Source organism: Raoultella sp. T31, assembly GCF_002806725.1.
In the GTDB taxonomy this organism is placed as follows: Bacteria; Pseudomonadota; Gammaproteobacteria; order Enterobacterales; family Enterobacteriaceae; genus Klebsiella; species Klebsiella electrica.
Genome location: NZ_PIBO01000011.1, coordinates 100,503 through 125,373, shown reverse-complemented (window position 1 = coordinate 125,373; position 24,871 = coordinate 100,503). Strand labels below are relative to the sequence as shown.

General features: G+C 57.5%; 25 protein-coding genes and 1 riboswitch. Of the genes, 10 read left to right on the top strand and 15 right to left on the bottom strand.

What is annotated here, in order from left to right:
- Positions 1-112 precede the first annotated feature (112 nt).
- The 4 genes from pmrB to yvcK form a co-directional block, all read right to left on the bottom strand.
- Positions 113-1,204, bottom strand: coding sequence for a two-component system sensor histidine kinase PmrB (pmrB, locus tag CWM52_RS10665; protein WP_100684077.1), 1,092 nt, complete (start codon positions 1,202-1,204; stop codon positions 113-115).
- A 4-nt stretch (positions 1,205-1,208) separates the two neighbouring features.
- On the bottom strand, positions 1,209-1,880 hold the full coding sequence (pmrA, locus tag CWM52_RS10660; RefSeq protein ID WP_094898452.1) for a two-component system response regulator PmrA: 672 nt from the start codon (positions 1,878-1,880) through the stop codon (positions 1,209-1,211).
- Complete coding sequence (gene eptA / locus CWM52_RS10655; protein WP_100684076.1) at positions 1,877-3,523, bottom strand: phosphoethanolamine transferase EptA; 1,647 nt, start codon at positions 3,521-3,523, stop codon at positions 1,877-1,879. Before eptA ends, pmrA begins: the two co-directional genes overlap by 4 nt.
- A 118-nt stretch (positions 3,524-3,641) precedes the next feature.
- A complete protein-coding gene (yvcK, locus tag CWM52_RS10650) occupies positions 3,642-4,547 on the bottom strand; it encodes a uridine diphosphate-N-acetylglucosamine-binding protein YvcK (protein ID WP_100684075.1) in 906 nt (301 codons plus the stop codon).
- A 208-nt stretch (positions 4,548-4,755) separates the two neighbouring features.
- A riboswitch (molybdenum cofactor riboswitch) is annotated at positions 4,756-4,894 on the top strand.
- On the opposite strand from yvcK, the gene moaA reads away from it, so the two are divergent.
- The 6 genes from moaA to CWM52_RS10615 all read left to right on the top strand — a co-directional run bounded on the left by moaA (position 4,882) and on the right by CWM52_RS10615 (position 8,342).
- Positions 4,882-5,871 carry a GTP 3',8-cyclase MoaA gene (gene moaA, locus CWM52_RS10640; protein ID WP_100684073.1) on the top strand — a complete coding sequence of 330 codons (990 nt, stop codon included), beginning with the start codon at positions 4,882-4,884 and terminating at the stop codon, positions 5,869-5,871. Its footprint overlaps the riboswitch before it by 13 nt.
- 22 nt (positions 5,872-5,893) lie before the next feature.
- On the top strand, positions 5,894-6,406 hold the full coding sequence (gene moaB / locus CWM52_RS10635) for a molybdenum cofactor biosynthesis protein B (protein ID WP_100684072.1): 513 nt from the start codon (positions 5,894-5,896) through the stop codon (positions 6,404-6,406).
- Positions 6,407-6,409: 3 nt separating this feature from the next.
- The gene (gene moaC / locus CWM52_RS10630; protein ID WP_100684071.1) at positions 6,410-6,898 is read left to right on the top strand and encodes a cyclic pyranopterin monophosphate synthase MoaC; all 489 of its coding nucleotides are present in this window, start codon (positions 6,410-6,412) and stop codon (positions 6,896-6,898) included.
- On the top strand, positions 6,891-7,139 hold the full coding sequence (moaD, locus tag CWM52_RS10625) for a molybdopterin synthase sulfur carrier subunit (protein WP_100684070.1): 249 nt from the start codon (positions 6,891-6,893) through the stop codon (positions 7,137-7,139). Before moaC ends, moaD begins: the two co-directional genes overlap by 8 nt.
- Positions 7,140-7,592 (top strand): molybdopterin synthase catalytic subunit MoaE, encoded by a 453-nt coding sequence (gene moaE / locus CWM52_RS10620; protein WP_100684069.1) that lies wholly within the window; start codon positions 7,140-7,142, stop codon positions 7,590-7,592.
- Between the two features lie 45 nt (positions 7,593-7,637).
- Positions 7,638-8,342: a Bax inhibitor-1 family protein gene (locus tag CWM52_RS10615; protein ID WP_100684068.1), complete on the top strand. Its 705-nt coding sequence runs from the start codon at positions 7,638-7,640 to the stop codon at positions 8,340-8,342.
- 61 nt (positions 8,343-8,403) lie between these two features.
- On the opposite strand, the gene CWM52_RS10610 is transcribed toward CWM52_RS10615, so the two are convergent.
- From CWM52_RS10610 to CWM52_RS10600, 3 genes are read right to left on the bottom strand one after another with little or no spacing between them, the layout of a single operon-like run.
- Positions 8,404-9,369, bottom strand: a complete 966-nt coding sequence (locus CWM52_RS10610; RefSeq protein ID WP_100684067.1) for a lysylphosphatidylglycerol synthase domain-containing protein — start codon at positions 9,367-9,369, stop codon at positions 8,404-8,406.
- Positions 9,369-10,613, bottom strand: a complete 1,245-nt coding sequence (gene clsB, locus CWM52_RS10605; RefSeq protein ID WP_100684066.1) for a cardiolipin synthase ClsB — start codon at positions 10,611-10,613, stop codon at positions 9,369-9,371. The genes CWM52_RS10610 and clsB overlap by 1 nt, the downstream gene beginning before the upstream one ends.
- Entirely contained in the window at positions 10,610-11,368 is a 759-nt protein-coding gene (locus tag CWM52_RS10600) for an endonuclease/exonuclease/phosphatase family protein (RefSeq protein WP_100684065.1), read from the bottom strand. Before CWM52_RS10600 ends, clsB begins: the two co-directional genes overlap by 4 nt.
- Positions 11,369-11,499: 131 nt before the next feature.
- On the opposite strand from CWM52_RS10600, the gene CWM52_RS10595 reads away from it, so the two are divergent.
- On the top strand, positions 11,500-11,937 hold the full coding sequence (locus CWM52_RS10595) for a YbhQ family protein (RefSeq protein WP_100684064.1): 438 nt from the start codon (positions 11,500-11,502) through the stop codon (positions 11,935-11,937).
- Positions 11,938-12,143: 206 nt separating this feature from the next.
- Here CWM52_RS10595 and CWM52_RS10590 read toward each other — a convergent pair whose 3' ends face one another.
- The 5 genes from CWM52_RS10590 to cecR form a co-directional block, all read right to left on the bottom strand.
- Complete coding sequence (locus tag CWM52_RS10590; protein ID WP_100684063.1) at positions 12,144-13,250, bottom strand: ABC transporter permease; 1,107 nt, start codon at positions 13,248-13,250, stop codon at positions 12,144-12,146.
- A gap of 129 nt (positions 13,251-13,379) precedes the next feature.
- Positions 13,380-14,513 (bottom strand): ABC transporter permease, encoded by a 1,134-nt coding sequence (locus tag CWM52_RS10585; RefSeq protein ID WP_165785373.1) that lies wholly within the window; start codon positions 14,511-14,513, stop codon positions 13,380-13,382.
- A complete protein-coding gene (locus CWM52_RS10580; protein WP_100684061.1) occupies positions 14,503-16,242 on the bottom strand; it encodes an ATP-binding cassette domain-containing protein in 1,740 nt (579 codons plus the stop codon). Before CWM52_RS10580 ends, CWM52_RS10585 begins: the two co-directional genes overlap by 11 nt.
- On the bottom strand, positions 16,235-17,230 hold the full coding sequence (gene hlyD / locus CWM52_RS10575; RefSeq protein WP_100684060.1) for a secretion protein HlyD: 996 nt from the start codon (positions 17,228-17,230) through the stop codon (positions 16,235-16,237). Before hlyD ends, CWM52_RS10580 begins: the two co-directional genes overlap by 8 nt.
- On the bottom strand, positions 17,227-17,904 hold the full coding sequence (cecR, locus tag CWM52_RS10570; protein WP_100684059.1) for a transcriptional regulator CecR: 678 nt from the start codon (positions 17,902-17,904) through the stop codon (positions 17,227-17,229). The genes hlyD and cecR overlap by 4 nt, the downstream gene beginning before the upstream one ends.
- Positions 17,905-18,184: 280 nt before the next feature.
- Here cecR and rhlE point away from each other — a divergent pair, with 280 nt between their 5' ends.
- The 3 genes from rhlE to ybiB all read left to right on the top strand — a co-directional run bounded on the left by rhlE (position 18,185) and on the right by ybiB (position 22,944).
- A complete protein-coding gene (gene rhlE, locus CWM52_RS10565) occupies positions 18,185-19,555 on the top strand; it encodes an ATP-dependent RNA helicase RhlE (protein ID WP_100684058.1) in 1,371 nt (456 codons plus the stop codon).
- A 233-nt stretch (positions 19,556-19,788) separates the two neighbouring features.
- On the top strand, positions 19,789-21,933 hold the full coding sequence (dinG, locus tag CWM52_RS10560) for an ATP-dependent DNA helicase DinG (RefSeq protein WP_100684057.1): 2,145 nt from the start codon (positions 19,789-19,791) through the stop codon (positions 21,931-21,933).
- Positions 21,934-21,975: 42 nt separating this feature from the next.
- Positions 21,976-22,944, top strand: coding sequence for a DNA-binding protein YbiB (gene ybiB, locus CWM52_RS10555; protein ID WP_100684056.1), 969 nt, complete (start codon positions 21,976-21,978; stop codon positions 22,942-22,944).
- A 159-nt stretch (positions 22,945-23,103) separates the two neighbouring features.
- On the opposite strand, the gene ybiJ is transcribed toward ybiB, so the two are convergent.
- The 3 genes from ybiJ to ybiX form a co-directional block, all read right to left on the bottom strand.
- A complete protein-coding gene (ybiJ, locus tag CWM52_RS10550) occupies positions 23,104-23,364 on the bottom strand; it encodes a DUF1471 family protein YbiJ (RefSeq protein WP_100684055.1) in 261 nt (86 codons plus the stop codon).
- 285 nt (positions 23,365-23,649) lie between these two features.
- Positions 23,650-23,916, bottom strand: coding sequence for a DksA/TraR family C4-type zinc finger protein (locus CWM52_RS10545; RefSeq protein ID WP_100684054.1), 267 nt, complete (start codon positions 23,914-23,916; stop codon positions 23,650-23,652).
- Positions 23,917-24,170: 254 nt separating this feature from the next.
- Positions 24,171-24,848, bottom strand: coding sequence for a PKHD-type hydroxylase YbiX (gene ybiX / locus CWM52_RS10540; protein ID WP_100684053.1), 678 nt, complete (start codon positions 24,846-24,848; stop codon positions 24,171-24,173).
- Positions 24,849-24,871: the final 23 nt, after the last annotated feature.

The following is a 24,871-nucleotide window of genomic DNA, read 5'->3' as shown; positions in this document are numbered from 1 at the left end:
CCCATTCTGATAAGGATAGTGTCATGCAAAAATTAACCTTCCGTGAGTCTCTGGCCGTTATCTGCGCTTTTGGCGTGATTGTCGCTTTTTTCCATCAGTGGGTGCTGACTTTCTAACGCGAAGACTTAGGAAACAGAATCCAGCCCCGGACGCCGGGGCCCGGCTGGCGGTTATGTAAGAAGAACTGGGCCTCGTGCAGCTGAACGATGCGCGTCACAATACTTAATCCCAGGCCAATGCCCCCGTAGCGGCTGTCCATGCGGACAAAAGCTTTACTCAGCTCGCCGCTTTTCGCTTCATCAATCCCCGGACCTTCATCTTCCACGGCCATAACCGGCGTTGTACCGGCCTGTACGGCGATTTTTACCTTCGACCCCGCCGGGCTATAGCGATGTGCGTTCTCCACCAGATTACGCAGCACAACGCGCAGCAGGGTGGCATCGCCGGAGACAACAACATCCTTGTTGTCATCTCCGTCAGGGAAGGAGAGCTCCAGCGTTTGCTGGCGTTGTTCCAGCATGCTCTCCAGCTCACCGTGAATCGGCTCGACCACATCCTTTTTCAGCAGCACGCGCTGGTAGCTCCCGGCGGAGAATGACTGCCCGACGCGCGCCAGCTGCAGCAGCTGTGAGATGCTGTTGGTCATCTGATCCAGACGCTGGAGCAACTGACTCACCTCCACGTGGTGCACTTTCGCCATCAGCTCCAGATGCAGACGCAGTCCCGCAAGCGGGGTGCGCAGCTCGTGCGCGACGTCAGCGGTGAACAGCCGTTCGCGATCGAGGGTTAAGTTCAAGCGAGAAACCAGCTGATTAATCGCCGTCGTCACCGCCGTCACTTCCGGAACCGACTCCGTCAGCGTAATCGGCTGCAGGTTATCCGGCGTCCGGCTTTCAAGCTCAGTTTGCAGATTCGACAGCGGCCGGGTGATTTTTCTCACCGCCACCAGACTGATATACAGCGCCAGGCCGACGATCAGCAGGCTGGGTATTAGCAGGCTGGCGACCGCTTCGCGCACTTCGTGTTCGATGTGCTTCTGGTTGTTATGTCGGTCAATGGCGCTCTCCACCAGCAGCTGAATCTGCTCTTTGCTTTCGTGCCATAACCAGAAAACGCTGATCAACTGACAGACCACCAGAATAGCGCCGATTGTCAGCAGCAGGCGGTGACGCATGGTCCAGGTTTCGCTTGCGAACAGTGCCATAGCGTTATTCCGTTCCCGAATTATTCACCAGCATATAGCCAAACCCTCTGACGGTACGAATGCGGGCTTTGCCCACTTTTTCGCGCAGGTTATGGATATGAACCTCCAGCGTGTTGGTGGCGGGTTCATTGTCCCAGCTGTAGATATCGTTGTAGAGAATTTCACGGTGTACCGGGCTGCCCGCTTTCATCATCAGGCGAGAGAGCAGGGCGTACTCTTTCGGCGTCAGGTCCAGCGCCTCGCCGCCCAGCCACACCAGGCGACGGGTGATGTTCAGTCGCAGGTTGCCCACGGCCATTTCGTTGTCGCCCTGGTTGTTATGGCGGCGGAGCAGCGCGCGGATACGGGCGTTCAGCTCTTCCAGGGCGAAAGGTTTCACTAAATAGTCATCCGCGCCGGTATCGAGACCGCTGATGCGGTCTTCAACGGTATCGCGGGCGGTCAGGATCAGAACCGGCTGGCTGAATTTTTCCCGGCGCATTCGCGTCAGGAAGTGCAGGCCATCCTCATCCGGCAGGCCGAGATCGAGTACGATCAGGCTGTAATGGTTGCTGGCGAGGGACAAGGCGGCCTCGTGCGCAGTGGCGACGCCGTCACAGACGTATCCCTCGCTTTGCATTGCCAGGATCAGGCCTTGTAACAGGAGTGCGTCGTCTTCAATGACTAAGATTTTCATCTGGCGGTCTCGCTTCTGCACGGCGTTAAAATATCATCGGCTGCCTGGTACTCGTGGGTATTGACCCCAAGAAGTCCAAGCAAGGTGGAAAACAGATTATCCTGAGAGTAAGGGTCTGTTTTAGCTCTTTGTTGCAGACACTGGCTGGAAACGCCATAGCGCTGTTGATAATCCGGAGATAACCAGATTAGCATCGGCACGTGCTTTTGCGTTTCCGGGGCGATTGACCACGGCAGTCCGTGTAAATAGACGCCGTTTTCACCCAACGATTCACCGTGGTCGGAGAGGTAAACCAGGCTGGTGGTGAATTTATCCTGCTTCGACTGCAGTAATTTTATCGTCTTATCAACCATATAATCGATATACAGAATCGTATTATCGTAGGTGTTCGTCAGTTGCTGCTGGGTACAGCTCTGGATTTCGTTGGTATCGCAGGTTGGGGTGAATTTTTTGAATTCAGCAGGGTAGCGATTGTAATACGTCGGGCCGTGGCTACCGATGGTGTGCAGCACGATAATCCCGTCTTGTTGCAGATTGTCGATATAGTTCTCCAGATTATGGAACAGCACTTCATCGTAACATTCGCCATCGATGCACTGGCCGGTCAGGTTCAGGTCGGTCACGTTCTGATGCGGGACGCGATCGCAGGCGCCCTTACAGCCGCCGTCATTGTCGTTCCACAATACCCGAACCCCGGCGCGTTGCAGAATGTCGAGAACGCCTTCCTGATGGTGGGCCAGCTCTTCATCGTAATGCGCGCGCGGCATGTTGGAGAACATACAGGGTACCGACACCGCGGTGGCCGTGCCGCACGAGGTGGTGTTGGCAAAGTAGATGACATCATCTTGTTTGAGTCGCGGATTGGTCTCGCGTTCATAGCCGCCCAGCGAGAAATTTTGCGCGCGCGATGTCTCTCCCAGCACCAGGATGGTCAGATTTTTGCGCGGACCGCTGTGCATTTCGGGTTTTTGCACGGCATCTTCGCCAATTTTTACCAGCGGCAGGTTGTCCATCTGATTGTGCGCGTACCACGAGTTGATGGCGACGATGCTGTTCGAGGGGCTCAGGGATTTCACCAGCTCTTTGTTGTTGCGAAAGACCGAGGCGTAATCTTTATAAAACAGCGCCGCGACCAGAACGATCAGCAGGGCCGAGACGAGGATATTCAGCAGACGTACCGCGATGCTGCGCCACAGCGTTTTGGCTTTACTGATTTTTATCCACCAGGCCAGGGCGACCATCAGCACACCGGACAGTCCCAGCGTCAGCACCATTTTAACGGACATCAGGGCGAAGCTTTCCGCCGGCGTGGTATCCAGAATGTTGGTAATCATGGCGCGGTCGATGACGACCCCGAAGGTCCAGATAAAATACTGGGCCGAGGCGCTGAGCAAAATAAACAGACTAATAACGAGGCGGTCGAGCCTGAGGAAAGAGGCGAGCGTGGTGAGAATATTCATCACGCTGCAGGCAACCACCGGCATACTGAGGAATACCAGCCAGTTGTGCAGACCGTTTACCGGCAGCAGGGTGAACACCTGTCGATAAAACGCAAGATTGAGCAGCAGCCCGACATAGAGGGCAAAAATTATCAGATAAACCGTACGGCTCATGACCGGCCGACGTAAAGCGAATAACGACATAGCAACTATCCTGGGACTAAGATAGTTGCCATGGTGCCACTTTTATTTTAAGACAACCTTAACATTTTAATATAAAGGTCTGACGCGTCATTACCCGCTTCTTCTCGCTGGCCGCGAGCTAACCTAAGGTCTGGATAGCTTTTTCCAGCGCGTTGCGTAACAGCATCCGATCGTGGCGATAGGGGACATCCGCGGCATCCAGCGGGGTCTGAACGATCGCCCGGTTTTCCAGTCCGCTCGTATCGGTTTTCGGCCCAACGACGATGGCATCGATCACCCGCTTGCCAATATAGCGCTCCATAATCCCGACCCTGTCCGCCAGCGTCAGATTCGCTGCCGGGCTATGTTCTTTGCCGAGATTGTCGATAAAGACCATTGTCGCCGGCGTCCGGCGCAGAGCCTGCGCCATCTCATCGAGCAGCAGAATTGGCAGCAGGCTGGTGTAGAAACTTCCGGGCCCAATCAGGATTAAATCGGCTTCCGCGATGGCCTCTACCGCTTCGCGGGTGGCGGGCACCGGCGGAGTGAGCATCAGCTCCTTCGGGACACCTGGCAACTGGTCGATATTGACTTCGCCATAGACTTCATGACCTTCGTGGTCAATGGCCATCAGATCCACCGGTTGTTCCGACATCGGGATCAGGAATGCGTCCACTTTTAGCAGATTTCTGATTAAATTAATCGCCTCTAAAGGCCGCACGCTCAGGTGGTCGAGGGCCTTTAACATCAGATTTCCGAGGTTATGTCCGGAAAGTTCGCCATTACCGGCGAAACGGTACTCAAACATCGCCGAGGCAATGCTGGGTTCGGCGATCAGCTGGTTAAGGCAGTTGCGCATATCTCCCCAGGCTATACCGCCTTCGGAACGGCGAATTCGCCCCGTGGAACCGCCGTTATCGGTAGTCGTGACGATCCCGGTCAGACGTGAGCCGAGCGATGAGAGCGACGACATCACCCGGCCCAGACCGTGCCCCCCGCCAAGTGCCACGACGCGATCCAGATCGGCGAACGTACGAGTGCGCATACACATTCCTTATCTCTGTTGAACGGGCTCACAGTAACCGATCTACCCCTAAAAGACGATGCCCGGATCCTGACAAAATGACCGATATCAATGCAAAAGCCTGGTTTTTAGCTATTCTGTAACGAAAATGCACGATTGCCTCGATATATACATGATTATATAACGAAAGCGAAAATGGCGAAACAGTCGTTTCCGCGCTACTATCGGCATAACCAGTTAACACTCTAGCCTCTGTGCCTGTGTCGCAAGATATGGTGCTTTGGCCGTGACAGCTTCGCTTGTCACCAGGGCGCGGGAAGAAATGACCGCGTCTCCCGTATTTGGAAAGGTGTATATGGCTTCACAGCTTACCGATGCATTTGCGCGTAAGTTTTATTACTTGCGCCTGTCGATTACCGATGTGTGTAACTTTCGTTGCACCTACTGCCTGCCGGATGGCTACAAGCCCGGCGCCGTCACCAACAAAGGCTTTCTCAGCGTTGATGAAGTACGCCGGGTCACGCGCGCGTTTTCTGCGCTCGGCACCGAGAAGGTGCGCCTGACCGGCGGCGAACCCTCTTTGCGCCGCGACTTTGCCGATATCATCGCCGCCGTACGTGAAAACCGCGCGATTCGCCAGATAGCGGTCACCACCAATGGTTATCGCCTGGCGCGCGACGTCAGCCGGTGGCGTGATGCCGGACTGACGGCGATTAACGTCAGCGTTGACAGCCTTGATGCGCGCCAGTTTCACGCCATTACCGGGCAGGATAAATTTCACCAGGTGATGGACGGTATTGATGCCGCCTTTGCCGCCGGTTTTGAGAAGGTGAAGGTCAATACCGTGCTGATGCGCGATGTGAACCATCATCAGCTCGATACCTTCCTCGCGTGGATCCAACCCCGACGTATTCAGCTGCGTTTCATTGAGCTTATGGAAACCGGCGAGGGCAGCGACCTGTTCCGACGCCACCACATTTCCGGCATCGTGCTGCGCAATGAATTGCTGCGTCGCGGCTGGATTCACCAAATCAGCCAACGCAGCGACGGCCCGGCCCAGGTCTTTTGTCACCCGGACTACGCCGGGGAGATAGGCTTAATCATGCCGTACGAGAAGGATTTCTGCGCCAGCTGCAACCGTCTTCGTGTCTCCTCCGTAGGCAAACTGCATCTGTGTCTGTTCGGCGACGGCGGCGTGGAACTGCGCGACCTGCTTGTCGAGGACCAGCAGCAGGCGGCGCTGGAAGCGCGCATCTCCGCAGCATTAACCCAGAAAAAACAAACCCATTTCCTGCATCAGGGCAACACCGGTATTACGCAAAACCTGTCGTATATTGGCGGATAATTCATTCTAAAGGAGCGAACAGATGAGTCAGGCCAGCGCTGAGTTTACCCCGACCCGTATTGCTATTCTCACCGTCTCCAGCCGACGCGGCGAAGAGGATGATACCTCTGGTCACTGGCTGCGTGATGCGGCGCAGGAGGCGGGCCACCATATTGTCGATAAGGCGATAGTTAAAGAGAACCGCTACGACATCCGCGCCCGGGTCTCGGCGTGGATAGCCAGCGATGATGTGCAGGTGGTGCTGATCACCGGTGGAACCGGGTTTACCGATGGCGATCAGGCGCCGGAAGCGCTGCGGCCGCTGTTTGACCGTGAAGTCGAAGGGTTTGGTGAAGTTTTCCGCATGCTGTCCTTCGAAGAAATCGGCACATCGACGCTGCAATCCCGCGCCATTGCCGGCATGGCGAATCGCACGCTGATTTTTGCCATGCCGGGCTCAACCAAAGCCTGCCGCACCGCGTGGGAAAATATCATTGCCCCGCAGCTGGATGCCCGTACGCGGCCCTGTAACTTTATCTCTCATCTTAAGAAATAAGCGATGTCACAACTCACCCATATTAACGCCGCCGGCGAGGCGCACATGGTCGATGTTTCTGCCAAGGCCGAGACGGTACGCGAAGCCCGGGCTGAAGCCTATGTTGAAATGCGCCCGACGACGCTGGCGATGATCATCGACGGCAGTCACCACAAAGGCGATGTCTTCGCCACCGCTCGTATCGCCGGTATCCAGGCGGCAAAACGCACCTGGGAGCTGATCCCGCTGTGCCATCCGCTGATGCTGAGTAAAGTCGAAGTCAATTTGCAGGCTCAGCCGGAACACAACCGGGTACGCATCGAGTCGCTGTGCCGTCTGACCGGCAAAACCGGCGTGGAGATGGAAGCGCTGACCGCCGCCTCCGTGGCGGCGCTGACGATTTACGATATGTGCAAAGCGGTACAAAAAGATATGGTGATTGGCCCGGTGCGTCTGCTGGCGAAAAGCGGCGGCAAATCCGGGGATTTCAAGGCGGACGAGACGCATGATTAAGGTTCTGTTTTTTGCCCAGGTGCGCGAACTGGTTGGCACCGAATCCCTGACCCTCGAGGTCGATGCGCTGTCGACGGTCGAAACCGTGCGGTGTCAGCTTGCCGGTCGCAGCGAACGTTGGGCGCTGGCGCTGGAAGAGGGCAAGCTGCTGGCGGCGGTAAACCAGACGCTGACCCCCTTTGACCACCCGCTGGTGTCCGGCGACGAAGTGGCGTTCTTTCCGCCGGTTACGGGAGGTTAAATGACGCAGACTCGCATCATCGTCAGTCGCGATCGTTTTTGCGTCGGCGACGAATATCCGTGGCTGGCCGAGCGCGATGAAGACGGCGCGGTGGTCACGTTTACCGGGAAAGTACGTAATCATAATCTCGGGGACAGCGTGAAGGCGCTGACCCTCGAACACTATCCGGGAATGACGGAGAAATCGCTGGCGGAAATCGTTGAGCTGGCGCGGGAACGCTGGCCGCTCGGCCGGGTGACGGTGATTCACCGCATCGGCGAAATGTGGCCTGGCGAAGAGATTGTGTTTGTTGGCGTGACCAGCGCGCACCGCAGCAGCGCGTTTGCCGCCGGGGAATTCATTATGGATTACCTGAAAACCCGCGCGCCGTTCTGGAAACGGGAAGCGACAGCGGAAGGCGAACGCTGGGTAGATGCGCGCGATAGCGATCGTCAGGCGGCAGAGCGCTGGTAGTGTGATACGCTTAATAAGATAAAACGTGTTAATCAGGAGACAGTCATGGACAGATTCCCTCGTTCAGATTCTATTGTTCAGGCGCGCGGCGGCCTGCAAACCTATATGGCCCAGGTGTACGGCTGGATGACGGTCGGGCTGCTGTTGACGGCATTCATTGCCTGGTTTGCCGCCAATACGCCGGCGGTCATGATGTTCGTCTTTTCCAGCAAAATAACCTTTTTTGGTTTAATTATCGCCCAGCTGGCGCTGGTCTTCGTGCTCTCTGGGATGGTGCAGCGCCTGAGCGCAGGGATGGCGACTACGCTGTTTATGCTCTATTCGGCGCTGACCGGACTGACGCTATCCAGCATCTTCCTTGTCTACACCTATTCGTCGATTGCCAGCACCTTTGTGGTCAGCGGCGGGATGTTTGGGATAATGAGCCTTTACGGCTATACCACGAAGCGCGATCTTAGCGGTTTCGGCAACATGCTGTTTATGGCCTTAATTGGTATTGTCCTGGCTTCGCTGGTCAACTTCTGGCTGAAGAGCGAAGCGCTGATGTGGGCAATTACCTATATCGGGGTGATCGTGTTTGTCGGCCTGACCGCTTACGACACGCAGAAGCTGAAAAATATCGGCGAGCAGATCGATACCCGTGACACCTCAACGCTGCGTAAGTACTCCATTCTCGGCGCGCTGACGCTGTATCTGGACTTTATCAACCTGTTCCTGATGCTGCTGCGTATTTTCGGCAACCGCCGTTAAGGCTTCGGGTCCCCGGGCTGTATCTGGCCCGGGGAGCGCAGATTATCTCCGGCCATCTCTCTTATCCGTCCGCCAGCTTACGCTGATTCTTTTCGCGTAACGTTTTCGCCCGACTCTCCAGCAGCAGATAGCCGACGGTAGCGATAAGCAGCGGCAAAAAGTAATACAGCGCGCGCCAGGCCAGCAGGGCGGCAATAATCTCGCCGCGGCTAATCGACCCGGTGGAAAGCATCGCGATAAAAACGGCTTCCAGCACGCCGATCCCGGCCGGAATATGCACAATGACGCCGGCAATACTGCTGACCAGCAGCACGCCCAGCACCAGGAAATAATCAACCTGCTGCGCCATCAGCAGCCAGATAATCGCGCCCATCACCATCCAGTTGGCCACCGAAAGCGCCATTTGCAGCAGAGCGAACCGCCATGACGGCAGTACCAGCCGTTGGCCTTTAAGAGTCAGATGGCGTCGGCGGGCGAATGCGCAGGCCCACAGATAAAGCGCGCTCATCGCCAGCAGCCCGCCGCCGATGAGCCGCAGCGTGCCCTGGCTGATATACCACTGCGCCGGTAGCGCCACCAGATTGGCGGTGAAAATGACGCCGCCCAGCAGAATAAAGCCCAGCCAGTTGGTGGTAATGCTCAATGAGAAAATACGGGTAATGGTCCCGCCGCTCAAACCCAGGCGCGAATAGAGGCGGTAGCGCATCCCGATACCGCCTACCCAGGTACTGAGGGTCAGATTAAAGGCGTAGCAGATAAACGACACCAGCATCACCTGCCGTTTAGCCAGTTTGTGTCCGCACCAGGCACGCCCCAGCAGATCGTAGCAGCCATAAATCAGGTAGCTTACTATCGTCAGCCCCATAGCGCCGAGCAGGACGGCACTATCATAGTGACGAATCACCTTCCATACCGCCGGCCAGTCCACCTTTTGCGCGTAAACCACCAGCAGAGCGGTGACGGCGAGGAGGAAAATGACGGTGAAGATCTTTTTCGCCATCCGCCTGCGAGGGGACGATTTTGCCATCAGGGTTTCACCTCCTGATTCGTCGCATCCAGCCGATCCTGAGTCTCAATTTCTGGCTGTACCGGCGGGCGCACCCGCGCCAGATGCGGCGTATGGGCAGGCAGCCAGCCTATCCATGCCGGGAAGTGACGCAGAAAGTGGAATGCCAGCACGCTCTTAGCCAAATTCCACCAGCTGCGCTTTGGCAGCATCGATTTGTCCACCTGCTGACAGTCCTCGGCGATCAGCCCGTTGAGGTTATCGCGCAAGGTCTGGTTAAACTGGCGATCGTGGATAATCAGGTTGGCTTCCAGATTTAATGACAGGCTGAGCGGGTCAAGATTGCTTGAGCCGACGGTAGCCCAATGGTCATCGGCGAGGGCAACTTTGCCGTGCAGCGGTCGGCGCTGATACTCAAAAACCTGTACGCCGCCGTTGACCAGGTAGCGATACAGCAGGCGGGCGCCGACTTTAACGATCGGAATATCCGGCTCGCCCTGCACAATCAGCTTAACCCGCACGCCGCGGCGGGCGGCGTTACGCATCGCATGCAGCAGCCGGTAGCCGGGGAAAAAGTAGGCGTTGGCAATGATCACTTCCCGGCGGGCGTTAGCCAGCATCTTGAGATAATGGCGTTCAATATCATCGCGATGTTCGTGATTATCCCGCCAGACAAACAGCGCCTGTGCTTCCCCGGGGCTGCGGTTGATTGCCGGCTGGTGGCGACGCCGACGCCACCAGCGGCGGGTCTCTTCGCTGGCCGGGAGATTCTCCAGCTCAAATTGCAGGATATCCTGCACCACCGGCCCCTCCACCTGAACGGCATAGTCCTGTTTTGCCTCCGGGCCGTAGTCGGTCATATGCTCGGCGGAGTAATTGATGCCTCCGACGAAGGCCGTCGTCTCATCGATCACCACGATTTTGCGGTGCATGCGGCGAAACAGATTGGTCCGCATGCCGAACAGACGCGGGCGCGGATCGTAGTAGCGAAAAATCACGCCGGCGGCACTCAGTTCATTGACGAAACGCTCGCTCAGATCGGGGGAACCGTAGCCGTCGAGCAGCACTTCGACCCGTATCCCGCGGCGTGCGGCTTTTAGCAGCACGGCGTGTAGCTGCCAGCCCACGTCATCTTCAAACCAGATAAACGTTTCGAGGATCACTTTTCGCTGCGCGCGGGCGATGGCGGCAAACAGCGCCGGGTAATAGTTATCGCCGTTCTCCAGAAGCAGAATACGGTTTCCTTCCTGCCAGCGGCATTTCATAAATGAATCTCCACACTCAGCGGGGCATGATCGGAGAGGTGACGCCAGGGTCGAAGCGGCAACGCCGTCGGGTGGCTGGCATGCACATTTTTCACATAGATCCGGTCAAGGCGCAGGAGCGGAAAACGCGCCGGAAAGGTTCTCGCCGGGCGGCCATGGGCGCGGGTAAAGATCTCCTCCAGCCCGGCCTGCGACTTGAGCACCCGGTTGGCCTGCTGGCGCCAGTCGTTAAAATCGCCGGCCACCACCACCGGCTGCCGGGCGGGCAGGTCGTTGACCCGCCTGGCGAGCATCGCCAGCTGGGCCGATCGCTGCCGCGTCCTCAGGCCGAGGTGCACACAAAACAGGTGTAGCGCCGCGCCTTGCGGCGCTACAATCCGGCAGTAGAGCAGACCGCGCTTTTCGCTGTCGCCAACGGAGATATCAACATTTTCCGTATATTCAATAGGAAAGCGGGAGAGCACGGCATTGCCGTGATGCCCTTCCGGGTAGACCGCGTTGCGTCCGTAGGCGTATTCGCTCCACAGGCTATCGGCAAGAAACTCATAATGGCTGCGATCCGGCCAGTTTTCGATCTGCAGCGAATGAATCTCATGCGCCCCGGTGACTTCCTGCAGACAGACGATGTCGGCGCTGACGCTGCGGATGGCGTCGCGCAGTGCCGGCAACATGAAGCGTCGATTAAACGTCGTAAAGCCTTTATGAATGTTAATTGTCAGCACGTTTAACGAAAATCCGCCCGTTTGCTCAGCCATGTTTCTCCGGTCAATGTCACTTTCCTGAATGAAATAGTGTAGTAGGTGTCACAAAAAGATGCGGTGTTCCGGAATTTTCCGTAAAGTGCGGTACTCTGAGTTACAGATAAAGATCCTTCAGGAGAGAAGCCATGAAGTGGCAACAACGTGTACGCGTCGCAACTGGCCTCAGTTGCTGGCAGATTATGTTGCATCTACTGGTCGTGGCAGTACTGGTGATGGGTTGGATGAGTGGCGCGCTGGTTCGCGTCGGATTAGGGCTGTGCGTACTGTACGGCGTCACATTACTGTCGATGCTGTTTTTACAGCGCCACCAGGAAGCCCGCTGGCGTGATGTCGGTGACTTCCTTGAGGAGCTTACCACCACCTGGTACTTTGGCGTGGCGGTTATCGTGCTGTGGCTACTTTCGCGCGTGCTGCACAATAATCTGCTGCTGGCCGTCGCCGGGGTGGCGATTCTGGCAGGCCCGGCAGTGGTGTCGCTGTTGGCGAAAGATAAAAACAGATACGCTAAATCGTTCGGGCTACAACAAGGCGGCAACGCAGCGAATCCCCAGAAGCATAGATAACTGTGCGACCGGGCCGACGTGGCGAGGCCCAGGACGGACCGGGTAATCAGGCCAACGCCGAGGCAGGCTGAACGATAGCAAGGATCCCCTAAAGCGTTCGGACTGCATCAAGGCGGCGACGCGACGAATCCCCGGGAGCATAGATAGCTATGTGACCGGGGTGAGTAAGGAAGCCAACGCCGAGGCAGCCTGAACGATGACGGGGATCAGGCGATCTTTCTGCGGAACATCGCATATGCCGCTGAGCCGGTCGTGGCCGCTATGACCAGTAGCGGCCACAAACTTCCCCATACAATCTCCAGACTCGCATCCTTCAAATAAATCTGCTTGGTGATATCAGTAAAGTGACGAATCGGGTTTATCCATGTCACGTCCTGCAGCCACTGCGGCATATTCTCAACCGGTGAGACGTAGCCGGAGAGCAGGATCGCCGGCATCATAAAGACGAAAACGCCGATGAAAGCCTGCTGCTGGGTTGAGCACAACGATGAAATCAGCAGGCCGAACCCCACCAGCGACAGACCGTAAATGACCATCGTAAAGTAAAACAGCAGCAGCGAACCGGCGAACGGGATTTGATACGCCCAGATGCCGATAGCCAGCACGATGCTTGCCTGCAGCGTGGCGACAATCAGCGCCGGAACCGCTTTGCCGACGAAAATTTGCCAGGTGGCCAGCGGCGAAACCAGCAGCTGATCGAGCGTGCCTTGCTCCCGCTCGCGGGCCACCGAGAGAGAGGTGACGATCATCACGCCGATGGTGGTGATCATGGCGATAAGCGACGGCACCACAAACCATTTGTAATCGAGATTCGGGTTATACCAGTTGCGCACGATAAGCTCGCTGTTGTTCGGCTTCGCTTTCCCTTCCAGCAACTCCTGTTGATAGTTTTTGACTATCTGCTGGAGATAGTTGGCGGCGATCTGCGCGCTGTTCGAGTTGCGGCCGTCGAGTAAGAGCTGGAGCGGCGCGGGCTGGTTGGTGTCGAGATTGCGCGAGAAGTCCGCCGGGAAGCGGATCAGCAACAGCGCTTTTTGCTCATCGATCGTCGGGCGAATCTCCTGCGGGCTTTTGAGGATCATCACATGGGTGAAGGCTTTGGCCCGGGCGAAACGCTGGGTCAGCTCTACCGCGTGACGACCATTGTCTTCGTTGTAGATGGCGATGGTGGCGTTGGTCACCTCCAGCGTCGCGGCGAAGGGAAACAGCAGCACCTGAATCAGCACCGGCATAATCAAAATGGCGCGCGTTTGCGGCTCGCGCAGCAGCGATTGCAGCTCTTTACGAATCAAGGTCCATAAGCGATGAAACATAGTAGCTCCTTTGGCCCATTCAACAACGCCGGGCGGCACTGCGTTTGCCCGGCCTACGGGATCGGCGAACCGTATAATCGATGTTGGTTAAACCGTAGGCCCGGTCAGCGTAGCGCCACCGGGCAAAACCTAATCCAACCGACGTTTGGTCTTCAGCCAGGTCAGACCGATAAACATCACCGCCGAGGCAATTAAAAACAGCGTGTTCACCAGCAGCACCAGCGGAATATTACCGGCGAGAAACAGGCTTTGCAGCGTGCTGACGAAATAGCGCGCCGGGATGATATAGGTCACCGCGCGGATCACCGCCGGCATGCTGTCGATCTGGAAAATAAACCCGGAGAGCATGATCGAGGGCAGAAAGGCGGCGTTCAGCGCGACCTGCGCGGCGTTAAACTGATTACGGGTGATGGTCGAAATGAGCAGCCCCATCCCGAGGGTGCTGAGCAAAAACAGGCTGGTTATCAAGAACAGAACCACCAGCGAACCGCGAAACGGCACGCCGAGGATGAACACCGCCACCAGCATACACAGCAGCATCGCCAGCATGCCGAGGAAATAGTAGGGAATCAGCTTGCACAGCAGCAGCTCTGCGCGGGTGATTTCCGTCGACAGCAACGCCTCCATGGTCCCGCGCTCCCATTCGCGGGCCACCACCAGCGAGGTCAGAATCGCGCCGACCACCGTCATAATAATGGTAATGGCGCCGGGAATAATAAAGTGCTGGCTGATAGCCGCAGGGTTAAACCAGTAGCGCATCTGGACATCAATCAGCGGTTCGAAGGTTTCCCCGCGGTCTTGCGCGCGCTGCTGCTGCCAGATTTGCCAGATGCCCTCCACGTAGCCCCGGGCAAAGTTGGCGGTATTGGGTTCGCTGCCGTCGGTAATCAGCTGGATGGGAGCATCATCGCCGGGGCGCGCCATCTTCCGGTCGAAATCCACCGGGATGACCACCAGCCCACGGATGCGCCCGGCCTGCATCATTTCAATCAGCTGCTGGCGATTGTCGCTGACGGTGGCGTCAATATAGGGTGAGCCGGTCATGGCGTGGACGAAATCCAGCGCCTCTTCGCTTTGTTGCTCCAGCAGGACGCCGACTTTGAGTTTACTGGAGTCGAGATTGATCCCGTAGCCGAAGATAAACAGCAGCAGCAGCGGAATGACCACCGCAATCAGCCAGCTGCTGGGGTCGCGAACTATCTGCCGCGTCTCTTTGACGCACAGGGCGCGCACGCGGCGCCATGACAGAATTTTAGCGCTCACCGGCATTCTCCTTATCCCAGTTGTGAATCAGAGTGATAAAGGCCTGCTCCATCGTCGGATCGGGCTGTTGATCGTTTGCCGCCTGTTCTTTGAGCGCATCCGGCGTGCCGCTGGCGATCAGCTTGCCGTGATACACCAGACCAATGCGATCGCAATATTCGGCCTCATCCATAAAGTGGGTCGTCACCATCACCGTCACCCCTTTATCCACCATGCTATTAATATGCAGCCAGAACTCGCGGCGGGTAATCGGGTCGACACCTGATGTCGGCTCATCGAGAAACAGAATATCGGGTTCATGCATCAGCGAGCAGGCCAGCGCCAGACGCTGCTTGTAGCCCAGCGGCAGCTCATCGGCCGCATGGCTGGCGATGCTTTTCAGACCAAAGGCGTCGCTCATCCGGGCGATTTTCTCGTTCTGGGCCCGACCACGCAGGCCGTAAACGCCCGAGAAGAAGCGCAGGTTTTGCTCCACGGTCAGGTTGCCGTACAGCGAAAACTTCTGCGCCATGTAGCCGAGATGCTGGCGCGCCTTCCCGGAGCTGACTTTCAGATCCATTCCCAGTACCAGCGCCTTGCCGGAGGTCGGCACCAGCAGGCCGCACATCATTTTAAAAGTGGTGGATTTGCCGGCGCCGTTGGGGCCAAGCAGGCCGAAAATTTCCCCACGCTTGACGCTGAAATCGACGTGGTCGGTGGCGGCGAAGTCGCCGAATTTTTTGCTCAGGCTCTGCGCTGCAATCACCGTTTCATCGGCCGTACCCTCTACGCGATGGATAATGTCGCCCAGCGGCGATTCCGCGGTCGCGACGCCGCCCAGCAGATCGATGAAGGCGTCTTCAAAGCGCGGTGCGGTTTCGGTCATCTCCAGCGTCGGCATGCTATCGCTGCGCTGCACCTCTTCAACAGTGGCCTCTTTTTTGAGGATCAGGCGGACCGATTTCCCCTGAATCACGCCATCGCTGATCTGCGGCAGCTTCAGCGCGCGTTGCAGGAGGCGACGGTTATTCTCTTCATGGCTGGAGACCAGAAAACTGCGCCCGGCCATGGTTTGGGTCAACGCTTTCGGCTCGCCCTGATAAAGCAGCTGGCCTTCATTCATCAGCAGGACGTCGCGGCACTGTTCCGCCTCATCAAGGTAAGAGGTGCTCCAGAGGATCAGCATCCCGTCGCCCGCCAGTTCGTGCACCATTTGCCACAGTTCACGACGGGAGATAGGGTCAACCCCGACCCCTGGCTCATCGAGCAGCAGGACTTTTGGCTCGCCCACCAGGGTGCAGGCGAGGCCCAGCTTTTGCTTCATCCCGCCGGAAAGCTTCCCGGCCAGCCTGTCGGTAAAGGGGCCGAGGGAGGTAAATTCCAGCAGGCGGGCGAAGGTTTTCCTGCGCGTCTCGCCGGTAACGCTGCGCAGGTCGGCATACAGCGTGAGGTTTTCCATGACCGTCAGGTCTTCGTAGAGGCCGAATTTTTGCGGCATATAGCCGAGCACCGCGTGCAGGGCGCTGTCGTCGGCAATCGGGTCGAAACCGATCACCCTGGCGGTGCCGTCATCGGCCTTCAGTAGCCCGGCGAGCATGCGCATCAAGGTGGTTTTCCCGGCGCCGTCAGGGCCGACCAGGCCGGTCACATAGCCGGCGCGGATGGTGCAGTTGAGCGGCGCCACGGCGGGCCGGTCCATGCCGGGGAAGCTGCGGGTTAGCCCGCTGAGCGTGATAACGTCCTCACTCATGTCCGTTCCCGCCGCCGAAGGTGACGGTCACCGGCATCCCCTGGCGCAGCGAATCATCGGCATCGGTGACGACAATACGCAGGCGATAGACGAGGTCAGTCCGTAAATCCGGCGTCTCTACGGTCTTCGGCGTAAATTCGGCGCTCGGCGACACGAAGCCAATTTTGCCGTGCCAGGGCTGATTCGGGCGACTATCGGTATAGAGCAGCACTTCTCGTCCGGGCACCGCCTGGCCGAGATTTTTTTCATCAATGTAGGCACGGACCCATACCGGGTGAGTCAGCGACAGCGTCATGACCGTGCCGCCAGCGCTGAGCATGCTGCCCGGTTCGACGGCGCGAGTCATCAGCGTGCCGTCGGACGGGGCGGTAAGCGTGGTATCGTGCAGATTGAGTCTGGCCTGTGCCAGGGCCGCCTGCGCCTGTTCAAGGCTGGATTTGGCCTGGGCGATTTCCTGCGGACGGTTGCCGGCGCGATACTGGCTTAGCTTGTCCTGCGCGGACTTCAGCGTCGCCTGAGCCTGGTCGCGGGAGGAGCGCGCGTTTTCCAAATCGTTAACCGAGATGGCGCTGCTCTGACGCAGCCCCAGCTGGCGCTGGTAGAAGTTCTGCGCGTAATCGTACGCGGCCTGCGCCTGTTTGACGGCGGCGGCGGCCTGGGCTATCTCTTCCGCCCGGTAGCCGGCCATCATCAGGTCATATTGCGCCTGAGCGGTGGAGACATTCGCCTGGGCCTGCTGTAAGGCGTTCTCATATGGGGCACGATCCAACTGACCTAATATTTGCCCGGACTGAATCTTATCGCCTTCATCAACGTTCAGCGAGGCCAGCCGTCCGCCGACGCGGAAGCTCAGATTCACGGTGCGAATATCGACATTGCCATACAGGGTCAGCTCCCTCTGCTGGCTGCTTTGATACCACCACCAGCCGCCGCCGAATGCGGCAATCAGCAGCAGTGCTAACAGAACGATGATGACGGGTTTTTTCATGATCCCTGGCTCCTTTGCAATAACCCTTGCAGAACGAAATCAATATGGCAGGCGATAACCTGGTAAATTTGCTCAGTTTTTTCTTCGTCGAACTGCGTCCATCCGGTACGCAGCAAAATAGTTTCCCGCCCGAGGCGGAAGGCGAGAATCTCACCCAGCAGCGCGTGGGTGTGCAGAATCATGTGCGTGTCATCGGCATCAAGGTCGGTAAATGCGGCGATCAGGCGGGTCAGGTAGCGATGGAGCGGCGCGATCACCTGACCGTGGATGAGCTGGTAGGCCGGGGTAGGGGAAAGCTGCTCGCGGGAGATGAATTTGCTCAAATTGACCGTGTCATCCTGGGTCAGCAGCAAAATCATATTCTGACAGGCGCGCAGAATCAGTAGCCGAATCGCCGCCCTGTCTGGCGAAGGTGCCGCCAGCAGCGTTTCCGCCGCTTCGGCATGCGGACGAAAATTGTGGCTGATAAAATCGGCAATCCACTGGGCGCAGGCGAGATAGAGATCGTCCTTGGAGCCAAAATAGTAGGGGATCGCCGCGATATTTTGCCCGGCCTGCGCGGCAATATCGCGGGTGGTTGCGTGCAGGCCGTATTCGCCGAACTGGGCGATGGCTGCGGCAATGAGCTGGCTTTTGGCTTGTTCGCCTTTGCTTGTCACAGGGGTTGTCATCATCGCACTATAAAAATTAATCAATCGATTGATTAAGAGTATGTCCCGTTGGCGATACTGTCCAGCGCAGTGGCGACTCTCTTGCGCGTTTTCCGCATGATCCTGGCAAGACGCCCGTGGCGAGGATTATCCGGCGTAGAGGCTCAGAGGGGATATTTATGCGCTGCGTCACAAAACCTGCTAGACTGCGCCCCTTTATGGCATTGTGGTTTTTGCCATCTCTATTCGCAATAATCTCCCCGAAAACTACGCCTGTCACGGGCCGGGGTGGTTTGGAGTTGTTATGTCTTTTGATTCCCTTGGCCTGAACCCTGATATCCTGCGCGCTATCGCCGAGCAGGGTTACCTTGAGCCAACCCCAATTCAGCAGCAGGCTATCCCTGCGGTGTTGCAGGGACGCGATCTGATGGCCAGCGCCCAGACCGGCACCGGCAAAACGGCAGGCTTTACCCTGCCGCTCCTGCAGCATCTGATTCAGAAAGAGCCGCATGCTAAAGGCCGTCGCCCGGTGCGCGCGCTGATCCTCACGCCAACGCGTGAACTGGCGGCGCAGATCGGCGAAAACGTTCGCGATTACAGCAAATACCTGAATATTCGCTCGCTGGTGGTCTTCGGCGGAGTGAGCATTAACCCACAGATGATGAAGCTGCGCAGCGGCGTCGATATTCTGGTGGCGACCCCCGGACGCCTGCTGGATCTTGAACATCAGAATGCCGTCAGCCTGGACAAGGTTGAAATTCTGGTGCTTGATGAAGCCGACCGCATGCTGGATATGGGCTTTATCCATGATATTCGCCGCGTGCTGGCGAAGCTCCCGGCGAAGCGCCAGAACCTGCTGTTCTCCGCGACCTTCTCCGACGACATCAAAGCGCTGGCGGAAAAGCTGCTGCATAACCCGCTGGAAATCGAAGTGGCTCGCCGTAACACCGCTTCCGAGCAGGTGACGCAGCACGTCCATTTCGTTGATAAGAAACGTAAGCGGGAACTGCTGTCGCAGATGATCGGTGAAGGAAACTGGCAGCAGGTGCTGGTCTTTACCCGTACCAAACATGGTGCCAACCACCTGGCCGAGCAGCTGAACAAAGATGGTATCCGCAGCGCGGCTATTCATGGCAACAAGAGCCAGGGGGCGCGTACTCGCGCATTAGCCGACTTTAAATCCGGCGGTATTCGCGTGCTGGTGGCGACGGATATCGCCGCGCGCGGTCTGGATATCGAAGAGCTGCCGCACGTCGTCAACTTCGAGCTGCCTAACGTACCGGAAGATTACGTTCACCGTATCGGCCGTACCGGTCGCGCAGCCGCTACCGGCGAAGCGCTGTCGTTGGTCTGCGTCGACGAGCATAAACTGCTGCATGATATCGAACGTCTGCTGAAAAAAGAGATCCCGCGCATCGCCATCGACGGCTACGCGCCGGATCCGTCTATCAAAGCGGAGCCGATTCAAAACGGTCGCCAGCAGCGTGGTGGCGGTCGCGGCCAGAGCCAGGGCCGTAGCGGTCAGGGGCAGGGGCGCAGCCAGTCTGCGCCGCGCCGTAACGACGGCGAAGCGCCGAAAGCCGGGGCAAAACCTTCACGCCGCGGCGGCGAGGCGAAACCGGCCGGCGAGCAACAGCGCCGCCGTCGCCCGCGTAAACCTGCGGCCGCCGAGTAACCGCCTCCCGCTACCTGTACGTCATCCGGGCAACACGGTTTGTCCGGATGACGTAACACCATCCGCAGGCCGCGCACATGCTGTCTCCGGGTGTTTCCCTCGCCAACCCTGTGATTCCCGGCCGGTACATTGACAAATCCCGAGCTGCGTTCCACATTGCGCAGAAAGTCATTCCTCCTGTCAGGCAAAAAGTGTCACAATAGTGGCTGTTTATACAGTATTCAGGTTTTCTCATGGCTTTGACCGCTGCGCTGAAAGCGCAAATCGCCGCCTGGTATAAGGCGCTTCAGGAACAGATTCCGGATTTTATTCCCCGTCCGCCGCAGCGGCAGATGATTGCCGATGTGGCAAAAACGCTGGCCGGGGAAGAAGGCCGCCACCTGGCCATTGAGGCGCCCACCGGCGTCGGGAAGACCTTGTCATACCTGATTCCCGGCATCGCCATTGCCCGTGAAGAACAGAAAACGCTGGTGGTGAGTACCGCCAACGTCGCGCTGCAGGATCAGATCTACAGCAAAGATCTGCCGCTGCTGCGCAAAATTATTCCCGATCTGCGTTTTACCGCCGCCTTCGGTCGCGGGCGCTACGTCTGCCCGCGCAACCTGGCCGCGCTAGCCAGCACCGAACCGACGCAGCAGGACCTGCTGGCGTTTCTCGATGATGATCTCACGCCGAATAATCAGGCTGAACAGAAGCTGTGCGCGACGCTGAAAACCGACCTCGACAGCTACCGCTGGGACGGTCTGCGCGATCACACCGATAAACCTGTCGATGATGCGCTATGGAGTCGCCTGAGCACCGACAAAGCCAGCTGCCTCAATCGCAACTGCCACTACTATCGTGAATGTCCGTTCTTCGTCGCCCGGCGAGAAATCCAGGAAGCGGAAGTGGTGGTGGCTAACCATGCGCTGGTGATGGCGGCGATGGAGAGCGAAGCCGTGTTGCCGGAGCCGAAAAACCTGCTGCTGGTGCTCGATGAAGGCCATCATCTGCCGGACGTCGCCCGCGACGCGCTGGAAATGAGCGCGGAGATGACGGCCCCCTGGTACCGGCTACAGCTGGATCTGTTCAGTAAGCTGATAGCGACCTGTATGGAGCAGTTTCGGCCGAAAACCACGCCGCCGCTGGCTAACCCCGAGCGCCTGACCGGCCACTGCGAGGAGCTGTATGAGCTGATAGCCTCGCTGAACGCTATCCTTAATCTCTATATGCCCGCCGGCCAGGAAGCCGAGCACCGTTTTCCAATGGGCGAGTTGCCGCAGGAGGTGATGGATATCTGCCTGCGCCTGGCGAAACTGACCGAGATGCTGCGTGGGCTGGCGGAGCTCTTTCTTAACGACCTCGGGGAAAAAACCGCCAGCCACGACGTGGTGCGCCTGCATCGGATTCTGCTGCAAATGAACCGTGCGCTGGGGATGTTTGAAAGCCAGAGCAAGCTGTGGCGGCTGGCGTCGCTGGCGCAGTCATCCGGTGCGCCGGTCACCAAATGGGTGACGCGCGACATGCGCGACGGTCAGCCGCATATCTGGTTTCACTGCGTCGGTATTCGCGTCAGCGACCAGCTGGAACGACTGCTGTGGCGCAGCGTGCCGCATATTGTCGTCACCTCCGCCACCCTGCGCTCATTGAACAGCTTTTCACGCCTGCAGGAGATGAGCGGGTTGAAAGAGAAGGCCGGCGACCGTTTCGTGGCGCTGGATTCCCCCTTTAACCATGTCGAGCAGGGCAAAATCGTTATTCCGCGGATGCACTATGAGCCGCTTATCGATAACGAAGAGCAGCATATTGCTGAAATGGCGGCTTATTTTCGTGAGCAGGTCGAAAGTAAAAAGCATCTCGGGATGCTGGTGCTGTTCGCCAGCGGGCGGGCGATGCAGCGCTTCCTGGAACATGTTCCCGATCTGCGCCTGCTCTTGCTGGTACAGGGTGATAAGCCGCGCTACCGGCTGGTGGAACTGCACCGCAAGCGCGTTGAAGGGGGAGAACGGAGCGTGCTGGTGGGGCTACAGTCCTTTGCCGAAGGGCTGGATCTCAAAGGTGAGCTGCTCAGCCAGGTACATATTCATAAGATTGCCTTCCCACCAATAGACAGTCCGGTGGTGATTACCGAAGGCGAATGGCTGAAGAGCCTGAACCGCTATCCGTTTGAAGTGCAGAGTCTGCCAAGCGCCTCCTTTAACCTGATTCAGCAGGTCGGACGCCTGATTCGCAGCCATAGCTGCTGGGGCGAGGTGGTGATTTATGATAAGCGTTTGTTGACCAAAAATTATGGTAAGCGTCTACTGAACGCATTACCCGTTTTTCCAATAGAACAACCTGCCGTCCCAGAAGTTATCGTCAAAACAAAAGCAAAACAGACGCGGCGTAAACGGCGTTAACGGTGTAATGTCGGCGATGTGAGCAGCTAACAGGAGTCTTCGATGGACTACAGAAAGATCATTAAAGAAGTCGGGCGCGGGAAAAATCACGCGCGTGACCTGGATGTGGATACTGCCCGCGCGCTTTACCTGCGGATGCTTGATGGCGAGGTGGCTGAGCTGGAGCTGGGCGGGATTTTAATCGCCCTGCGCATTAAGGGCGAAGGCGAAGCGGAAATGCAAGGCTTTTATGAAGCCATGCAGCAGAAGACTCTGCGTCTGACGCCGCCTGTCGCCAGACCCATGCCGATTGTGATCCCCAGCTATAACGGTGCGCGCAAGCAGGCTAATTTGACCCCTCTGCTGGCCGTTTTACTGCATAAACTCGGCTTTCCGGTGGTGGTCCACGGAATCAGCCACGATCCGACCCGGGTGTTGACGGAAACGATTTTTGAGCTGATGGGGATCCCCGCCACCCGGCATGCGGGTCAGGCTCAGGCGCGACTCGACGGCCATGAGCCGGTGTATATTCCGGTTGGCGTACTCTGTCCGCCGCTGGAGAACCAGCTTGCCCTGCGCTGGCGTATGGGGGTGCGCAACAGCGCGCATACGCTGGCAAAACTGGCGACGCCATTTGCGGAAGATGCGGCGCTACGCTTATCGAGCGTTTCTCACCCGGAATATGTGGGCAAGGTGGCAAAATTCTTTGTCGGGATCGGCGGAAGGGCGCTGTTAATGCACGGGACGGAAGGTGAAGTGTATGCCAATCCGCAGCGTTGTCCGCAAATTAGCCTGATTGACGCATCAGGGACGCGAGTGGTGCATGAACGCCAGAGCGAGCTGCCGGAGGAGGGGGTTGTGCTGCCGGAGTCAAAAGATCCTCAGGTCACCGCTCGCTGGATTGAGCGCTGCGTAGCGGGTAGTGAGCCGCTGCCGACATCGCTGAGGATTCAGCTAGCCTGCTGCCTGGTGGCGACCGGCGAGGTTGCGACGCTGGAGCAGGGGCTGTGCAGGGTGGCGGAACACTGGTAGCCACCGCTTTCTCCTGAAAGAATCCCCAAAACGACGCAAAAAAAGCCCGTCCGGTGGCACGGACGGGCAAAGCAAGGGTATTAAAGGGTCGTTCAGGGTTAATGCAGGTCGTTCAGGGTTAATACAGGTCGTTCAGGGTTAATACCGGTCGCGCAGCGATTATTTATAGATAACCGCGGTACCGCTAATTTTGTTGTTGGTGTTAGCGGAGGTGATGCTGTAACCCGTGGCGCCTGCGGCTTGTGCTTTTTCAGCCAGTTTCGCTTCCAGACCGTCCAGAGTCGTTGCGCCTGCAGCAGACACCACGCCAATTTTGTTCATGCTTTGAACCTGAGACGGGCTAACCGGTTGAGCGGCGAAAGCGCCAAAGGACAGAGTCGTAAGAGCAATAGCAGCGGCAGCATATTTAATGGTTTTCATAGTTCATCTCTCGCAGGTTATTTTGTTAAGAGGACGATGTTCCGTCGATGTGATAAGTATCACGCTTTTTTGCGAGAGAGAAAATCGAAGGAAATTAACAGTCTTCATCGATTTTTTTGAATGATTATTAATTTATTGAATATTAATAAATTATTTATTGCCGGAACAGCCGCAGAGACTCCCGCGAGATGAAGGCCTCATTCAGGGCACATTTTGCCAATTTTTTGCCCGGAAAACGTGCGCGAAAAGATAATGCCTTCTGCGGTAATGAACGGTAAAGGAAGGTCAGCGTAGCTGGCTGTCCTTGGAGCCACGGCGATTATATCCTGAAAATGTATTGTTATGTAAATCTTTATCCTGCTGGCACTTCACGCAGTATCTGACCCCCGGAATCGCCTTCCTCCGGGCCTCGGGAATCGGCTCTCCACATTCATCACAAAATTTGTGGCTCTCTCCACGAGGAAGGGCGTTTCTCGCCCGTGCGACCGCATCGTCAACGGTGCTGTCGATCTGATCCTGGACTGCGCCATCATTTGCCCAACCTGATGCCATTTTCTACCTCCTCGCGGTTGTTACTGTCAGTATATACCCTGAATAATTCGCGTTGCAGGAAGGCGGTACGCAGAGCGCCCCCAGGGGCCGACTCCGGCAAGTGACTGGGGTGCACGACAAAGCTGCCTGCAACAAATTTGCTCGCTGCGTTGCGACGGCCCGTGTGGGTGAGCCGACTAACCCGGCCAACGGGCTGCAACCTGAAATAGGGCGGGTAGCGTGAAGATGGGGGCAAAAATCGGTCAGACAAGGGATCAGATTTCCGACCACTCCCGCAGCAGGTTATGGTACAGATTAAGCAGCGATAGCACTTCATCACTCTCGCCATGGCGGCTCTTCAGGGTCTGAATATTCCGATCCAGCTCGAACAGCATGCTGCGGCGTTTGTCATCGCGGATCATCGACTGGATCCACAGAAAAGAGGCCACGCGTACCCCCTGGGTCACCGGCGTCACGCAGTGCAGGCTGCTTGACGGGTAGAGCACCAGGTCGCCTGCCGGCAGCTTGACCGTATGCTGACCATAGGTATCGTTCACCACCAGTTCGCCGCCCGTGTAACTCTCCGGCGCGCTGAGGAACAGGGTGGCGGAAAGGTCGGTGCGCATCCAGCCGCCCTGGGCCTGACTACGGACCGCGCCGTCAACATGAAAACCGTAGGTTTCACTCTGTTGATAGCGGTTAAACAGCGGGCTGGAGAGGGTTTTGGGCAGCGCGGCGGCGAAGAATAACGAGCTGCGGTTGAGCGCCGCGAGGACCTTATTCTGCAGTTCGCCGTATAGCGGGCTGCGGGTATCGACCTGCTGATTTTTTTTCACCAGCGCGCCCTGATCGCCGGTCGTGGCTCGCCCGTCAACCCAGTCGGCCTGTTGCAGCTGCGCGCGAAAATCGTCAACTTCCTGCGGGCTGAGAACGGCGGGGATATGGTACATCATCGTTGTTTCTCCTGAAGAAACGG

Coding starts and splice junctions, on each gene's coding strand:
- pmrB (WP_100684077.1), bottom strand. CDS start 1,204: ATGGCACTGTTCGCAAGCGAAACCTGGACCATGCGTCACCGCCTGCTG.
- pmrA (WP_094898452.1), bottom strand. CDS start 1,880: ATGAAAATCTTAGTCATTGAAGACGACGCACTCCTGTTACAAGGCCTG.
- eptA (WP_100684076.1), bottom strand. CDS start 3,523: ATGTCGTTATTCGCTTTACGTCGGCCGGTCATGAGCCGTACGGTTTAT.
- yvcK (WP_100684075.1), bottom strand. CDS start 4,547: ATGCGCACTCGTACGTTCGCCGATCTGGATCGCGTCGTGGCACTTGGC.
- moaA (WP_100684073.1), top strand. CDS start 4,882: ATGGCTTCACAGCTTACCGATGCATTTGCGCGTAAGTTTTATTACTTG.
- moaB (WP_100684072.1), top strand. CDS start 5,894: ATGAGTCAGGCCAGCGCTGAGTTTACCCCGACCCGTATTGCTATTCTC.
- moaC (WP_100684071.1), top strand. CDS start 6,410: ATGTCACAACTCACCCATATTAACGCCGCCGGCGAGGCGCACATGGTC.
- moaD (WP_100684070.1), top strand. CDS start 6,891: ATGATTAAGGTTCTGTTTTTTGCCCAGGTGCGCGAACTGGTTGGCACC.
- moaE (WP_100684069.1), top strand. CDS start 7,140: ATGACGCAGACTCGCATCATCGTCAGTCGCGATCGTTTTTGCGTCGGC.
- CWM52_RS10615 (WP_100684068.1), top strand. CDS start 7,638: ATGGACAGATTCCCTCGTTCAGATTCTATTGTTCAGGCGCGCGGCGGC.
- CWM52_RS10610 (WP_100684067.1), bottom strand. CDS start 9,369: ATGGCAAAATCGTCCCCTCGCAGGCGGATGGCGAAAAAGATCTTCACC.
- clsB (WP_100684066.1), bottom strand. CDS start 10,613: ATGAAATGCCGCTGGCAGGAAGGAAACCGTATTCTGCTTCTGGAGAAC.
- CWM52_RS10600 (WP_100684065.1), bottom strand. CDS start 11,368: ATGGCTGAGCAAACGGGCGGATTTTCGTTAAACGTGCTGACAATTAAC.
- CWM52_RS10595 (WP_100684064.1), top strand. CDS start 11,500: ATGAAGTGGCAACAACGTGTACGCGTCGCAACTGGCCTCAGTTGCTGG.
- CWM52_RS10590 (WP_100684063.1), bottom strand. CDS start 13,250: ATGTTTCATCGCTTATGGACCTTGATTCGTAAAGAGCTGCAATCGCTG.
- CWM52_RS10580 (WP_100684061.1), bottom strand. CDS start 16,242: ATGAGTGAGGACGTTATCACGCTCAGCGGGCTAACCCGCAGCTTCCCC.
- hlyD (WP_100684060.1), bottom strand. CDS start 17,230: ATGAAAAAACCCGTCATCATCGTTCTGTTAGCACTGCTGCTGATTGCC.
- cecR (WP_100684059.1), bottom strand. CDS start 17,904: ATGATGACAACCCCTGTGACAAGCAAAGGCGAACAAGCCAAAAGCCAG.
- rhlE (WP_100684058.1), top strand. CDS start 18,185: ATGTCTTTTGATTCCCTTGGCCTGAACCCTGATATCCTGCGCGCTATC.
- dinG (WP_100684057.1), top strand. CDS start 19,789: ATGGCTTTGACCGCTGCGCTGAAAGCGCAAATCGCCGCCTGGTATAAG.
- ybiB (WP_100684056.1), top strand. CDS start 21,976: ATGGACTACAGAAAGATCATTAAAGAAGTCGGGCGCGGGAAAAATCAC.
- ybiJ (WP_100684055.1), bottom strand. CDS start 23,364: ATGAAAACCATTAAATATGCTGCCGCTGCTATTGCTCTTACGACTCTG.
- CWM52_RS10545 (WP_100684054.1), bottom strand. CDS start 23,916: ATGGCATCAGGTTGGGCAAATGATGGCGCAGTCCAGGATCAGATCGAC.
- ybiX (WP_100684053.1), bottom strand. CDS start 24,848: ATGATGTACCATATCCCCGCCGTTCTCAGCCCGCAGGAAGTTGACGAT.